The sequence below is a fragment of the Candidatus Hydrogenedentota bacterium genome (assembly GCA_013359265.1).
Lineage (GTDB): Bacteria > Hydrogenedentota > Hydrogenedentia > Hydrogenedentales > SLHB01 > JABWCD01.
This window is the reverse complement of sequence record JABWCD010000011.1, coordinates 168,892-182,848: the sequence shown is the minus strand read 5'-3', so window position 1 is coordinate 182,848 and position 13,957 is coordinate 168,892. Positions and strand designations below refer to the sequence as shown.

Genomic DNA, 13,957 nt, shown 5'->3' with positions numbered 1-13,957 from the left:
TTATTGACAAGTATCCGGTGTCGCGCCGCTCTTCCGGCCGGTTCCATCGGCGCCGGCCTCCGGTTCGACCGCCGACACCGGCTCGCTGAAGATGTTGATCTCGCGCCATTTCTCGCCATAGAAACGATAGAAGAACAGGCCGCTCAACCCAATGATATAGGTCGTTGCGCCGATCCACGCGCCGATAGCCCCGCCCTTGGCGAGGATGGCGAGGGCGAAGGCCAATGGCAGGAAGACGAAGTACGCGGCGATGCCCATGACGATGGCCTGCCACTTGGTGTCGCCCGCGCCGCGCAGAGCACCGGACAATACGATAGTGACCGCGTCGAAACCTTGGAACACGGCGGCCATCAATAGCAGGGTGTGGCCCAGCGAAGCCACCTCCGTGCTCGCGCCAAAGGCCGCCACGAGAATGGGCTTTCCCAAGACGGCAAAGATGGCGCCCATGACGAACATGTAGACAATCGCGATGCGCGTGGTGAGGTAGGCGCGCGACTTCGCGCGTTCGACGTTGCCGCGGCCGATCCATTGGCCGACGATCGGCGCAATGGCGTGGTTCAGTCCGATCGCGGGCATGAACGAAATGTGCATGACTTGAATCGCCGCGTTGTGCGCGGCCAGCGCCACTTCGCCGAAACGTCCGACGAGAAAGCTCGTGAACACGCCCCACGTGATAACGTCGAGCATCCACATGAATCCCGCCGGCATTCCGATGCGCACGAGTTCTTTGACCTTGCGCCACTCGACGCCGATGCGGTGCATGCTGCCGAATTCCGTCCGGGTTGCGCCGCCCATGAAGATCGCCTGCAACACCACGCTCTGGACCGCAAGCGCCGCGACGGTCGCCCACGCGGCGCCGGCCACTTCCATCCGCGGCAAACCGAACTTGCCGAAGATGAGGCCGTAATCGAGCACGATGTTGGTTAGGTTGGAGATTACCGTCACGAGCATGGGCACCATGGGCCGGTTGATCCCCATGAAGAACGCACTGAGCGCCGCCTGCCACGGAATGAGGAAGTAGAGCAGCACGCGGACTTCGAAGTACTCGATCTCGTAGCGGGTAACGTCCGCGGGATGTCCCATCGCGCCAAAGAGGATTCCGGTCAGCGGGTATATCGCGAATCCGATGAGTGACGTCGCAAGCGAGATGTAGATGCTCTGCCAGGCGTAGCGCGTGCAGTTTTCCTTCTCCCCCCGGCCCAGACTTTGGGAGACGAAAGTGCTCACGGAACTGACGAGGCCGACGAACAGGGACGCCACAACCCACGACCACAGCGCCGCCGACCCAACCGCAGCCAACTGGGCCGTACCCAGGCGCGATACAAACGCCATGTCCACGAACTGCATCACGGTAAAGGACATGTTCGAAAGAATGACCGGCCCGGCCATGCGCAGGACTTCCTTCAGTCCGGCCCAGCGCGGCTCGATGTCGTCGACGTGGTCTGCGGTTGTCATTGCGATTGGTCACCCGGCGGAACGGCGCAGCGTACCACACCAAAACCCCACTGCCATAGCGGACCATGCGCACTTCCGCCGGGGCTGGGCGGCCCGTCGGCCGTGGCCGAGGGCTCGGTTGTGCGCGGGCGTGGCCGTGGATTTAGAGGATCGTGCTTTTGGCCGAATGTTATCTATTGACTTAAGATGAAAAAGCGCCATCAAACTGATAGAGCTTGTTTTACATAAACTATGTAAAGTATTTAGTTGTGCCAGTTTAGCGGATATTGCGGATTTTACGGATATACGCTATACTGTTATTCGGACTTGTGCTTAGGGATGGCGCAGGCCCAGGGATGATGCTCCCGGCCGCAAGGACGGGAGACTGTTGGAGGGAAACGATGGCAAGGTTGTGCCGCAATAGGGACGAGGGCTTCTCGCTCATCGAACTGTGCATTGCCGCTGGAATCATGGCGGTGGCCTTCCTTTACATCATCGGGGGGGTTGTCGACGCCAACAGTTCGAATTCCGTGATAACGACGCGAATGCTGGCGCAGTCGCAACTTGTCAGCACCCTCGAGCAGCTCCGCGGGATGGCATTCTCGGACATGATCGAGAGTTCGCCCGTTCAGGTGGACGGCTTGGGGGCCTCCGCCACGCTGTCTTTGGCGGGGGTTGACGGGAGCGGCGGACTGGTCCAGTTCCCGATAACCAACGCAACCGTGGTATCCGCGCTGCCGAATCCGCTTGAAGTGCGGGCCACGATCACCTGGCGCGATGTGAACGGCCGTCTGCTGTCGCAGACGCTGGCGTCGCGGTATAGGCAGTAACCCGCCATGCGAGAGAAACACGGCTTCACCCTGATCGAACTCATGATTGTCATCGCGGTACTGGTGATCGTGATGGGACTGCTCTTCACGCTGGCGCTCAATGTGCAGACCGCGGTGGCGTCGCAGGAGGCGCGCATTGCGGGCCAGGACCAGGTGCGCAATGCAACGCAGTGGCTCACGCGTGAACTGCGCATGGCGACCGGGGTGTCCGTCAACTCGAATGCCTTCCCGGCGACGTCGCTAACGTACCGCCGGGCAGACGATATCGACGGCAACGGCACGGCCGTGGATTCCGGCCTCACACTTGAAACGACCGGTATTCGGACCATACAACGCGACGCGGGCGACGCGAACGGCGACGGCAGCGGGCGCGACCAGCTAGTAATGATTGACGAGAATGGCAACGTAACCGTATTGGCCAACGACTTGCTGCCGGATGAAGACGCCAACGGAAACGGCACGTTCGACGCGACCGAGGACACCAACTTCAACGGCGTGTTGGACCGCGGGCTTCTCTTCCAACAGGCGGGCGGCGGCGTGCTGATTACGATTCAGTCCATGTACCAGCCGAGCCCGCGCGAGCAGGAACAACTTTCGACGATGCAATCCATCGTGGTCCCGAGGAACTAGCCATGAACCGAAAAACCCATCGCAATGACGAAGGTGTGGCGCTCCTGGTCGCGATCATTTTTGTGACCGTGGCGGGGATGATCCTGGGCGCGCTGGCGATGCGCGTTGTGCAGCAGGGCCAGCAAACGACCCAGTACAAAATCTTCGGCGACAGTTTTCCGGTGATGGAGGCCGGCGTGGCGGCGGCGTGGGCCGATCTCGAGAACGGCGGATCGGGCAATATCGGCCTGGGTACGTGGGCGCAGGTGACGACCGACGAGATTCTCGATTTGCCGACCTTCGACGACACCGGAGTGTCGCCGCTCACGATGACGACGATGCCAAGCATCCAATATATCGCGTTTACGAACGCGTGGGAGACGGACGGCATCGATAATGACAACAACGGTACGGTGGACGATGTCGGCGAGACTGACATGTTCACGATCTATGGGTTCGCGGACAATCAGGGCGTTCGCCGCGGCCTGGAAGTCGTCATGGGCGGCTCTGATGTAAACGTCTGGCGTAATGCCATCTTTGCGGGATCGGGCCAGGCCGGCGGACTTATCAATGGAAACGTGGCCATCCACGGTTCCGTGCATTTGTTGGGCGACAACACCGTCTCGAACACGACGGTGCTTGCGGCGGTCGATTTGAGCGGCACCGCGCTCATCCACAACAACTACGTCGGTATGCCCGCGTCGCTGTCCGGGCGCATTCCGGCGTTGACGCCGAAGAACGTGAACGGCGAGATGGTTGAGACATTGAGCGCGAAACTGCGCGTGAAGCGCGGGCTCGTCGGCATGTCCGGCAACTCGGAAATCGGCGAGCCGGACGTGACGGGGAACACGATCAAAGAGACGATGGATGGCACGTTCGTGACGGATGGCTGGACGGGCACGTCGGTAACGGATGACGGCGGGCGCGGTGACCCGACAAACGTGTTCAGCGACAACGGCTGGGACAAGACCTATGACCTTGGCAACAGGGTGCACCTGCCGGTATTCAGCGATCCTTATGTAGAAGTGGGTACGGGGAACACGTACACGGATCCCGATACGGGTTCGCTCTACACGTACGAGAGCTATTGGACGAAAGTGCTGGCGTCGACGGCGTACAACGGCGACATGACGATCAAGGCGAACCAGAACTTCTACTGGAATGCGCAGCGCCCGACCGATACGTACGCGATGGCGGGCAACCGCCTGTCCGGCGAGGACTACATACTGTTTGATGCGGCCACGAACAAGATGGAGATCAGCGGTCAGGTCAAGATCAATGGAAACTTCGCCATTGAGCGTGGCAGCGGTAACGACAAGACCATCAACTACACGGGCAGGGCGGCGATCCTCGTCAACGGCGACGCCACGCTCGACACCAATTTGTACTCGGTCAATTCCGACGGCACCACGGCGAACAGCTTTCCGGTGAACAACATCTTCGGAATCATGACGACCGGCTCGTTGACGATGGGCGTGAACTCGCAGCTTGAACTCATGGGCGCGTTCTACGCATCGCAACAGATTAAATCGACCAAGCAGACAATCGTTACGGGGACCTACGTGTCGAATTACTTCGACATGGGCACGAACGTACCGGAAATCTACCAGGTTCCGACGTTGGCGGACAATCTGCCGCTCGGCATGATTGGCGCCGGCCAGGTGCTGGTTTACGAACAGATTTCGTGGAGGGAGATCGCCGCAGCATGAACAGGGAAATACTCGAATCCGTTGCCCGGAACAATTGGCATTTGCTGCTCGTCATCGCCGTCATACTCGGCGCGGTAGGCTACAAGCTTATCAGCGGAGATGGTTCGGCCACAGCGCCAGTTGCTTCGGTAGTGCGTCCTGCGGCAGCGCAGGGCGTGCGCACCGCGGCACAGACGCCGCGGCGCGACCTTGCCGCCGAGGAACGCGCGAAGGCGCGCGAAGCAACGATGGCGCTCATTCGCGAGAACGAGGCGGCGCTGGCCACGAACCCGGAGCCTGACAAGGCCGCGGCGTACGTCAATGGCATTGGAAACATGTATTTTCAGCGGTTGCAGGATTACCCCGCCGCGGCGAGCCACTTCGAGCGCGCGATTTCCGATTATCCGGACGCGCCGACCCACTATCACACGTTCATTCAACTCGCGATGTGCTATGAACGTATGGGAGACCAGGAAAAAAGGAAGGCGACGCTTCGCCGCATGATGGAATCGTATCCCGCGGATTCGCAGCAGTACGCGTACGCGTATTCCGAGCTATACGGGGAAATGCCCGCCCAGCCCGCACAAGCGGAGTTGGACGATACGACCGCCGGCCCCGCGCAGGAAGCCGCGGAGGCCGCGACATCCGCCGAGGAAATCGCCGTAGCAGCGGCGCAATAACGGCTATGAATTACACGGATGACGGAACAATTGTGCAAGCAGCCGTACGGAGGGTAGCTACAGTGACGCACGTTCGGATCAAAGACTCCGGGTTCACCTTGGTGGAACTCGTCGTCGCGCTCGCGATATTCACGGTCGTGCTGGGCGCTACGGCCCAGGCACTGATTTCGTACTACAGCGCGCTGGATTTTCAGAACCAGCGCAACTCCGCTTTACGCAATTGCGCGGCCGTCATCAGTCAAATGCGCGAAGTGCGCGACGACAACCCCGACGACTTTCCCGGGGCGATCATCGCGGAATGGCAAGACAACACCACGATCGATGGGGCGGGCACACTACCGCAGGAAACAATCACGGTGAATTACACGGATACGAATGCCGATCCTATCGAAGTTACGGTCCGCAGCCAGTGGGTCGATCTCCGCGGGCGCCCGGTAGCGATGAGCATCACGACGATGCTCACGGGAGTGTAGCGCGATGTTAACGGATCGGCATGGCTTCACCCTTATGGAATTGATGATGGTCGTCGCCATCCTGGCGGTCATCAGCGTGCTGGGCATTGCGGCGCTCCAAACGTCGGGAACGGCGCTGGCCACGGCATCGACGAAGTCGCTAGTTCAGGACAACCTGCGGGACGTAGTCGCGTCCATGAAGCGCGAGCTACAACTGGCGTCGAAGACGCCGGACGATTCGCTGCTTCCGCCGCTGCAGGCGGTGGCGGTGAACGCGAACCCGGCGCCGAACTGCGCGACGGAAATCGTATTCCAGACGCCGACGGACAACACCGCGCTGCGGTGGACGGACCCGATCCGCTTTCGTTACTACAACGAGGACGCCAACGGAAACGGCATTCTCGATGCCGGTGAGGATTCGGATGGCGACGGCACGCTGTCGCGGCGCATCCTCCGGCTCGAAGACCTGGACGGCGACGGCGACACAAACGACCCCGGCGAGCAGACCGTAGTTGCGGGGGCGAACAATATTTCGGACGTTCAATTCGTGTTGAACAACAATATAGTGACCATAACGGTCACTTCCCAAAAGCTACAGGGATTCGACACGAGCCATCCGATCACCGCGACCGTGACTTCCGACATTTATCTTCAGAACTGACTTCGGCCACCCCATTGGCGAGACATCGCCGGGACATGGAGGGTACAGCTATGAGCGAGCGACAACGACATGACGAAGGCATGGCCTTAATTCTGGTCGTGTTTGCCATCATCGTGATTCTTGGCGCGGTCACGGTCGTGTTCAACCGTGTCCAGACCGCCAAGCTGCGAACGGACGAAGTCGTATCCTCGACGAGGCTCGACGAGGCCGTCAAGGCGGGCGTAGATTTCGCCATTGAAGAGGTATGGAACCAGTACCTCGAGAACAACGGAAACACGACGGGCAATCTGGCGTCGTATCTTGTATTCGCCGACAACCTTGTGCCGAACAACGAGGACCTGGACGGTGACGGCGAGCAGGACCCGGACGAACTGGACGCCAACGGCGACGGGACGTTTACGTCGAACCCGGGCGGTCTCGATCTCGTGACGGCGGACGACAACATGGCGTTGAGCACCGGCGAACAGATTATGGGCGTAAACCTGTCGCGCACAGACGACGTGACGGGCACGGTGTACACGATTACGGTGACGGCGCGGATCGCGGGCCGGACGCAGTCCGGCGTGCAGACGGTGCGCGTGTCTGGCGCGCCGTTCCGCGGGTTCGAGTTCGGCATCCTTGCCAACAACATCAACTGCATCATGTGCCACGCGGAAATCAATTCGCTCGACCTGTTCCGCAACACCGACCCGACCCAGTATGGGACATTCGACCGCGTCAAGATGGCCGCGCTCGAGTCGCTGATGATCCGGTTGAACGAGAACATCAGCACGGAAGTGGCGGGCACGACGTATTCGCGCGGGCTGATATACAACGAATCGTGGTCGGCGCTTAATGCGGGGTCGATCGCGTCGTCGAACTTCAAGGGCTACCAGTTCAGTTCGACGAACGGCAAGCTGACGCAGAACGGCTCCGGCGCGATGACGGTCACGAACCTGGTGAACGCCGCCCTGGACTCGAACGGCAAACCCGTCCAGTTCGCGAACCTGTATATGAACTATCCGACGAACGAAGCGGACATGACGGACGGCACGCTGCCCGTGAATTTCCCGGCGCCATTCCCGGACGACGACGGCGACAAGATGGTGGACCAGGACGAATTCGACAAGGTGATCAACAGCGCGAACGGCAGTATCACGTTCGAGCTCGATCCGAGCCTCATCGGCGGTTCGGTGACGGCGGGCGTCGCGTATGGCGTACCTTCGGGATCGACCTATTCGGGGACGTCGTTGCCGACCGCGTCGAACAACGCACTTGATTCGCTCTCGAGCGACGGCACCTACGACGGTAACCTGATTCTCATCGGCACCGACAGCGATCCCATCGTGATCGATCGCAAGGTGGCCGTAAACGGCGACATCATGATCAAGGGCAAAGTGAAAGGCTGGGGCCAAATTTACGCCAAGGGCAACGTGTACGTGATGGGAGACGTTGAATACGCGGACGCGCCGGGCGAGTTTGGCGTCGCCGATGACGGCACGACGAACGGCTTCGCGCTCACGGCCGGCGGCAGCATCATGATGGGCGACTACCTGACGATTCGGGCCAAGCAGCACACGGCGGACACGGGCAAGTATCCGGCGGGCGGCTTTATCGACATGCGGCAGCAGAACAAGAGCGTTACGCTCACCAAGAGCGGCCAGCCGAACCAGACCCACACGACGGGGTACTTCGACTCCGGCGTGGTCGACACGGGCGCCGCGCAGGGATCGCAACCGCAGATGAGCTTTACGTCGTCGGAAATCATGTTGTTCAACCGGCGCGAATACGAGAAAGCCCAGGCGGACGCGAGCTACATACCGCGCTACTACCGATTGAAGCCGTCGGCGCCGGTCTACCGGTATACATCCAGCGACGAGCACACCGTGAAATACAGCGAGAGTGGCGTTGTCGCGATAACCAATCTGACGAACGCGGCGGTCCACGATCTCAATCCCAACAACTACTGGGTTTCCGAGAGCCAGCTTCGCGAATTCTGGTACGCGGACGAGATGACGCGGCCGTCGAGCGGGCGTGAATGGAAGTTCGACGGTCTGCTGTATTCGAATAACAGCATCTTCGCAATCACGCGCAGCAGCGGCCGCCACAACTCGAATACGCGCGGCCGCATGGTGATTCGCGGCGGCGTGGTCTCGGCGGACCTCGGCGTACTCGTGCCTGGCCCGGACTTCAGTGCGCCGCGCACGGCGTTGCAGTTGTACTACGACAAACGCGTCGCGAACTTCCTGCGCGTCGAAGACACGACGCGTGTGGCGTTCCGCCGCCTGACGTACCGGCCCGTGACGGGCGAGTACACCGCTACCGCAGGCACCGGCAACAGCGGCGTTGGTGTCGGCAATGGTGGCGGAAATGGCACCGGCAACGAAGGGAATGGCACCGGCCCGGGCGGCGCATAGCCGTAGTTGGGCTTATCAAACGCGATAGGAGAACGCTGGACATGCGACTGTACAAGACGATTGGCCCAATGGCGGCGATTTGGCTGGGCGTATTGGCCGCACAATCCGATACGTTGTACCTGAGGGACGGTTCCACGCTGGACGGGACTGTCTCGCGGATCAACGACAACTGCATCGCGATCCAATCCGGCAACGGTCGAATCGTCTATCAGAACGACGAGATCGATCGCATTGAGAAGAACGAGAAGAAGGGAACGTTGGATCTTGCCCGCGTGAACCCGACGGCGCTGCGGCACGAGCAGGAGCTCGAGAAGGCGACGGGGCTCAAGGCCGAACAGCGCGAGAAGTTGGTCGCGTTGATCGATCGGTTGGGGCGCGAAGATGTAAACGAGCGCAACCAGGCGATCAAGGAATTGGTTGCGCTGAACCAGCAGTTGGACGTGTTTCGATTCTTGAAGGAATCGCGCCAGGGATTTGGCGCGCGCGTATTGCCCGGCGTGTACGAAGTCATGCTCGCGCTGAACAAGAGCGAGACGAAGGCGATACTTTACGACAGCATCGACGACAAGGCGGCGCCGGTGCGCGCGGCGGTGTTGGAACTGCTGGGCAAGCACCGGGAGTTGGCGAGCGTGGAGACGGTCGCGCGCGGTCTTGTTGACGGCGAGGCCGAGGTGCAGATCGCGGCGATCCACGCGCTGGCGGAAATGGGCGAAGAACGGGCAACGCCCGCGCTGATCCCGGCGCTCTCGAGCGCGAACCCGCGCGTCAAGAACGCCGGCAAGGCCGCGCTCAGCCGCATTTGGAGCAAACCGGACAAACCGATCCAGTTCGAGACGGTGGACGACTGGACGAAATTCTGGAACGAATCGAGCGCGACGGTCGGAAAACCGATCGAGCTTGCGTCACTTCAGCCGTTGTATGTCATGCCGGAGGGAACGCACTACGTAATCGTGCACGAATAGTTTTGAGGGAGGGAGTTGTGGTGTTGCATGGCGCCCGGCTTGCCGGGCGCATTTTCTTGGCTACGCCGCGACGGTTCCACCAAACTCGCGAATCAACCATTCGCCGCCAATACGAATCATCTTGAAATTTGTCCCGCTGTAGCCGAACGTCACCCAGACTTCGGCCGTCTTGTAGTCTTCGGAGACGGCAATCGAGTAGTTGATTCCGCTGCCGGCGGCGCGCGCGGACGCACCGGCATCCGGGCCGTAAACGATGAGTCGCATCATTTCGATCGTTTCTCTGATGCGTTCGGCGTGCGTATACGATTCCTTTGCCGGCGGGGCGCCCGGCAACTTGCGCGCGGATTCGCGCAGTTCGGCGAACGCTTGCGCGCCGGCTTCGCTGCCGATAAGACCCAACGCCTCGAACGCGGCCGTGCGGGTGCCCGGACTGCTATTGCTGCCGGATAGAATTTCCTTGAAGTACGGAACGGCGTCGTCGTGTTGCAGCGCGACAATCGCGCGCGCAACGGCGCCGGTGTGGAAATACTGTGGTGTCAGCGATTCGTTCCATGGTCTCGTGTAGACATGCATGGCGCGTTTCAGCAAAGGGAGCGCGTCCATGTCTTCGAATCGCGCGGCGAGCGCAGCCAAGAGACCCAGTTCCTTATCGCGCACACCGGAATCCTGCGAGAGACCGACTGCACTGTCGAGCGCGCTGCGTACGACCGGAATGACATTGGCCGTGCGGGATTTGGACATACCGGCTATCGCCGTTTCGACTTCATCGGGAAGCTTCCCGGCAGAGGCTGACGAAAATCTCCGCCACGTTTGCAGCAGCCATTCGGGATCGGACGGGTCTGTCGTCAGTTTCACGGCGAGTTGCTTCGTTTCGCCGTCCCGAAGCGAGATCGACACGAGCCGACGGTCGACATGGTATGTGCCCACCGCAAACGCGTGAGTGCCGGGGGCAACGCGATCGATGCGGAATTGCCCGTCCTGGCCGGTTACCCCAATCTTGCGTACTTCGGTGTTGTCGTGGCCGTGTTCCCAGGCCAGTTCCGCGACGCAGATTGGAACGTTCGCGGCGGGTTCGCCCGCGGCATCGAGCACGCTGAATTCGATGGTACACGCGGGGCGCAGTACGACGTCGCGAACGGGGTCGGCGTCACTCGTCCACTCGGGCATGCCCGATACCCGGCCCATGCCTTCCGCCCAAATAACCCAGCCGTAAGAATTGCCCCCGAACGCCACGTCCAACGTCTTGTACGTGCCGTTCTCGCTGGACAGCTTCGTAGGGGTTACTGACTTCATCGGCAAGTATGCCGCCATTTCCGGAGTGTGCAGGCTATTTACAGGCAGCGCGAAAATCTGCTTGATGGGCCCGCCTTGCGCATCGACGACGCGCAGCGGACGTGTGTACGAGGGCTGCGGCATTGGCGCGTCGGCGGGCGGTTCCTTCCGCGGGATCGCAATGCGGTAGTACTGTTGTTCGTTCTTACGAACGTATCCGGAAAACGGCATCGCTTCGACCTCGGCGTCGGTGGCGGGCCTTCCGGTGACAGAGGACCACACTGATTCGCCGATTGCGAAGGGCCCCGCATCAAGCGAGATTCTCAGCGGCCCGATTTCCGGCGCCATGTTCGCATCGATTACCACGACGCGCGGCTTGAAGCCTTGTTCCATCGCCTCGACGATGAACGGCGGGTCGGGCGTACGCGGGAAGTTGAAGTAACCGCCCGTGTCGGTGTGGCCGTATTCGGATTTCTCGCCGTTGTGGATTAGCCGCACTTGCGCGGACAGACCGTTACCGGAAGAGTCCGTAACCTGCCCCTGCAACACGCCGACGCCCTGCTTCACAAGGACAATTTCGATCTCGGAATCCTTGGAGGCGTCGAGATCGAAAGTCTCGTTGCCGACGACCTTGAAGAACTCCTGCGTGCTGTATCGGTTGCCTTGCCGTTCGACGTACACGGACGTAGACGCGCTGATCTTCATCCGCCCGCTATTAATGACTTCTACCGAGAATCGTCCCGCGTCATCGGTTACCGGCCAGTTGGGGACGGGCTTGCCGCGATGGTCTTCGTACGTGAGCATGACCTTCACGTTGGCGATAGGCTCGCCATTCGGCGCGCGCACCGTGCCGCGCAGGAGATGCGGCTCGACCGGCGCGGGAAGAACGAGTTCAACGCCTTCGCGCAGTTCGCCGTTCTTTAGCGGGCCAACTTCAACCGTGGCTTCCCGGCGGAATTCGTCGTACACCGAAAGGCGGAACGGCGTGCCCAGATTCTCGAGGTTGCCGATCGTGAAACGCCCATCGTCGCGGGTTTGTGCGGGAGGGAAGAATTTTCGTCCGGGAGTGACTTGGACCCATGTCTTGCCGACAGGCTTGCCGTCGGCGGTGACGACGCGGCCCCGAATGGCGCACCCTTCGGCTGCTTTGAGCACGACGCCATCCACCGAGCCTTTCGATGCGTCGACAGCTACGGGACCATCGACAACGTAGAGCAGCGGGTTCACGGGCAGCGCGGAAATCCAGTGCGTGCCGTAGACGTTATTGTCGATCAGGAATGCGCCCTGTTGGTCGGTCGCACCGGGATTGGAGTCGGGGTTGTGTTGTGAGTAGCCCATAAACATCTGCGCGGTGACCGGCTTGCCCGTGTCGGCGCGGACGACCTTGCCCGTGATGGTGCGCTTGTCGGCCGGAGACGCGGGTGGGCGTTCCTTTAAGACAATTCTGAGCGTTGCCGGCGGCTCGGCGCCGAGGGCCAGCTCGAGATTCCCCGCAAGGTGGCGTTGCGGTTCTTCGCGGTAATGGTTGGCGCTCAATTGAAGTTGCGAATTGGCCGGAATACCGTAGACGCGAAACGTGCCGTCGCCGGCTGAGACACTGGATTCGTTTCGCCCCGAGATATAGATATTCGCATTCGCCAGGGGCGTTTCGTCCGGGCCGAGCGCGACACCATCAATGTTGAATCCTTTTTTAAGGACCACATCGACTGTCTTCATATCGTCGCGCGGGCTTTCGCTGAGCCAAGCGTAGCCAACTTTGTAGAAACCGAACGAGTGCGAAGAACCGATTCCGATATTGGGCACGGCGTAGGCGCCGCCTGTGTCGGTCTCGACTGCGGCCAGGCAGCCGTCGACGGATACCAGCACACCGGCGATCGGTTCTCCCTGTTCGTCCTTCACGACGCCGCGCACCGTGCGGCCAAGGCCGACGGTGACAGTACCCACGGTACCCTGCGCTTGCGAATCATGAATGCGGAACCAGCCGCCGAGCTTTCCGTGGACGACGCGCGCAAAGGCCTGGCCCCGGAATTTGTTCTGAAACGAGGCGTTTCCTTGCGCGTCGGTCTTGCCCTGCTCGTCCGGCTGCAACGGCGTCGCGCGCGGACCGTAATGCCAACTCACGCAGTGCACCGTCGCGTCCGGAATGGGCGCGCCCGATTCGTCGAACACGGTGATGTGGACATCGGCCAATGGGTACTGCGCGAAGGCCGCGGCGCAGCATGCAAGAATCCAGTACGCGGTGCGTAGCGCGGTCATGGCTGTTTCTCCTTGCCGCGTTCGGCGTCGAGGATACGCTGCATGGGTTCGTCGGCGCGGAGGCGCGTTTCGTAGTTCGTTAATGCGCTGCCGATGATCTGTCTTTCTTTTTCGTCCGTGGACGAATCACGTATGGCGCGCAGGCGAGTTGCGCACGCGGCCGCCTGGGTGTCGTTCAAAAGGTCAGCCGTGAACACATACAGCAAAGGCTTTCGCGCTTCCGCGCCCGCGCCGGGAAAAACTTCGTCGAACAATTCGCGAAACCGGACTGCGTTCACGCGGCGCAATTGGTGCAGCGCGTTTTGGAGCGCGTTGCCATCCGGCGTTTGCGCGGTTGGCGTTTCCAGCGCGTTGCGCGCCCTGGTCTCGAAATAGTCGAGCGCTTCTTCCGATACAACCTCCTGCATAAGCGATTCGATGTCGGGGCGAAACGCCGCCCACGCCGGGTCCTCTGCCAGGGCTTTCAAGACACCAAACGCGTTCGGGCCCCAGGACGCGATGATTTCCTTGCGCGACTTCGCGCTTTCCTCGCCATAGCCCGGTTGCGCGTACACGATCTCGTACTCGATCGGTGGGTCGAACCCGGGTGTAATTCGCGTCTCCCACCCGATAGGCGCAGCGCGTTGCACCGGAACGGGAGGAGAAAGGGCCTGAACGCCGCCCACGCCAAATCCCAACATGAAAATAGATGCGACCGGAACAAGTCGACGCACGTTT

General features: G+C 61.0%; 11 protein-coding genes. 8 read left to right on the top strand and 3 right to left on the bottom strand.

What is annotated here, in order from left to right; all coding sequences use genetic code 11:
* Window positions 1-1,455 (bottom strand): MATE family efflux transporter, encoded by a 1,455-nt coding sequence (locus tag HUU46_12160; protein NUM54392.1) that lies wholly within the window; start codon window positions 1,453-1,455, stop codon window positions 1-3.
* Window positions 1,456-1,835: 380 nt separating this feature from the next.
* On the opposite strand from HUU46_12160, the gene HUU46_12155 reads away from it, so the two are divergent.
* The 8 genes from HUU46_12155 (at window position 1,836) to HUU46_12120 (ending at window position 9,712) form a co-directional block, all read left to right on the top strand.
* Window positions 1,836-2,264 (top strand): hypothetical protein, encoded by a 429-nt coding sequence (locus HUU46_12155; protein NUM54391.1) that lies wholly within the window; start codon window positions 1,836-1,838, stop codon window positions 2,262-2,264.
* A 6-nt stretch (window positions 2,265-2,270) separates the two neighbouring features.
* Window positions 2,271-2,894: a prepilin-type N-terminal cleavage/methylation domain-containing protein gene (locus HUU46_12150; protein NUM54390.1), complete on the top strand. Its 624-nt coding sequence runs from the start codon at window positions 2,271-2,273 to the stop codon at window positions 2,892-2,894.
* A 2-nt stretch (window positions 2,895-2,896) separates the two neighbouring features.
* Window positions 2,897-4,582 carry a hypothetical protein gene (locus HUU46_12145; protein NUM54389.1) on the top strand — a complete coding sequence of 562 codons (1,686 nt, stop codon included), beginning with the start codon at window positions 2,897-2,899 and terminating at the stop codon, window positions 4,580-4,582.
* A complete protein-coding gene (locus HUU46_12140) occupies window positions 4,579-5,241 on the top strand; it encodes a tetratricopeptide repeat protein (GenBank protein NUM54388.1) in 663 nt (220 codons plus the stop codon). Before HUU46_12145 ends, HUU46_12140 begins: the two co-directional genes overlap by 4 nt.
* 62 nt (window positions 5,242-5,303) lie before the next feature.
* Window positions 5,304-5,714, top strand: coding sequence for a type II secretion system protein (locus HUU46_12135; GenBank protein ID NUM54387.1), 411 nt, complete (start codon window positions 5,304-5,306; stop codon window positions 5,712-5,714).
* Window positions 5,715-5,718: 4 nt separating this feature from the next.
* Window positions 5,719-6,354 (top strand): prepilin-type N-terminal cleavage/methylation domain-containing protein, encoded by a 636-nt coding sequence (locus tag HUU46_12130; protein NUM54386.1) that lies wholly within the window; start codon window positions 5,719-5,721, stop codon window positions 6,352-6,354.
* A gap of 50 nt (window positions 6,355-6,404) precedes the next feature.
* The gene (locus HUU46_12125; protein ID NUM54385.1) at window positions 6,405-8,750 is read left to right on the top strand and encodes a hypothetical protein; all 2,346 of its coding nucleotides are present in this window, start codon (window positions 6,405-6,407) and stop codon (window positions 8,748-8,750) included.
* A gap of 41 nt (window positions 8,751-8,791) precedes the next feature.
* Window positions 8,792-9,712: a HEAT repeat domain-containing protein gene (locus HUU46_12120; GenBank protein NUM54384.1), complete on the top strand. Its 921-nt coding sequence runs from the start codon at window positions 8,792-8,794 to the stop codon at window positions 9,710-9,712.
* 60 nt (window positions 9,713-9,772) lie between these two features.
* Here the strand turns inward: HUU46_12120 and HUU46_12115 are convergent, their stop codons facing one another.
* Together HUU46_12115 and HUU46_12110 are read right to left on the bottom strand one after the other, a co-directional pair.
* A complete protein-coding gene (locus HUU46_12115; GenBank protein ID NUM54383.1) occupies window positions 9,773-13,240 on the bottom strand; it encodes a hypothetical protein in 3,468 nt (1,155 codons plus the stop codon).
* Complete coding sequence (locus HUU46_12110) at window positions 13,237-13,953, bottom strand: hypothetical protein (GenBank protein NUM54382.1); 717 nt, start codon at window positions 13,951-13,953, stop codon at window positions 13,237-13,239. The genes HUU46_12115 and HUU46_12110 overlap by 4 nt, the downstream gene beginning before the upstream one ends.
* Window positions 13,954-13,957: the final 4 nt, after the last annotated feature.

Excerpts from the sequence above, each read along its gene's own strand:
- HUU46_12160 (NUM54392.1), bottom strand. The coding sequence starts at position 1,455 with ATGACAACCGCAGACCACGTCGACGACATCGAGCCGCGCTGGGCCGGA.
- HUU46_12155 (NUM54391.1), top strand. The coding sequence starts at position 1,836 with ATGGCAAGGTTGTGCCGCAATAGGGACGAGGGCTTCTCGCTCATCGAA.
- HUU46_12150 (NUM54390.1), top strand. The coding sequence starts at position 2,271 with ATGCGAGAGAAACACGGCTTCACCCTGATCGAACTCATGATTGTCATC.
- HUU46_12145 (NUM54389.1), top strand. The coding sequence starts at position 2,897 with ATGAACCGAAAAACCCATCGCAATGACGAAGGTGTGGCGCTCCTGGTC.
- HUU46_12140 (NUM54388.1), top strand. The coding sequence starts at position 4,579 with ATGAACAGGGAAATACTCGAATCCGTTGCCCGGAACAATTGGCATTTG.
- HUU46_12130 (NUM54386.1), top strand. The coding sequence starts at position 5,719 with ATGTTAACGGATCGGCATGGCTTCACCCTTATGGAATTGATGATGGTC.
- HUU46_12125 (NUM54385.1), top strand. The coding sequence starts at position 6,405 with ATGAGCGAGCGACAACGACATGACGAAGGCATGGCCTTAATTCTGGTC.
- HUU46_12120 (NUM54384.1), top strand. The coding sequence starts at position 8,792 with ATGCGACTGTACAAGACGATTGGCCCAATGGCGGCGATTTGGCTGGGC.
- HUU46_12115 (NUM54383.1), bottom strand. The coding sequence starts at position 13,240 with ATGACCGCGCTACGCACCGCGTACTGGATTCTTGCATGCTGCGCCGCG.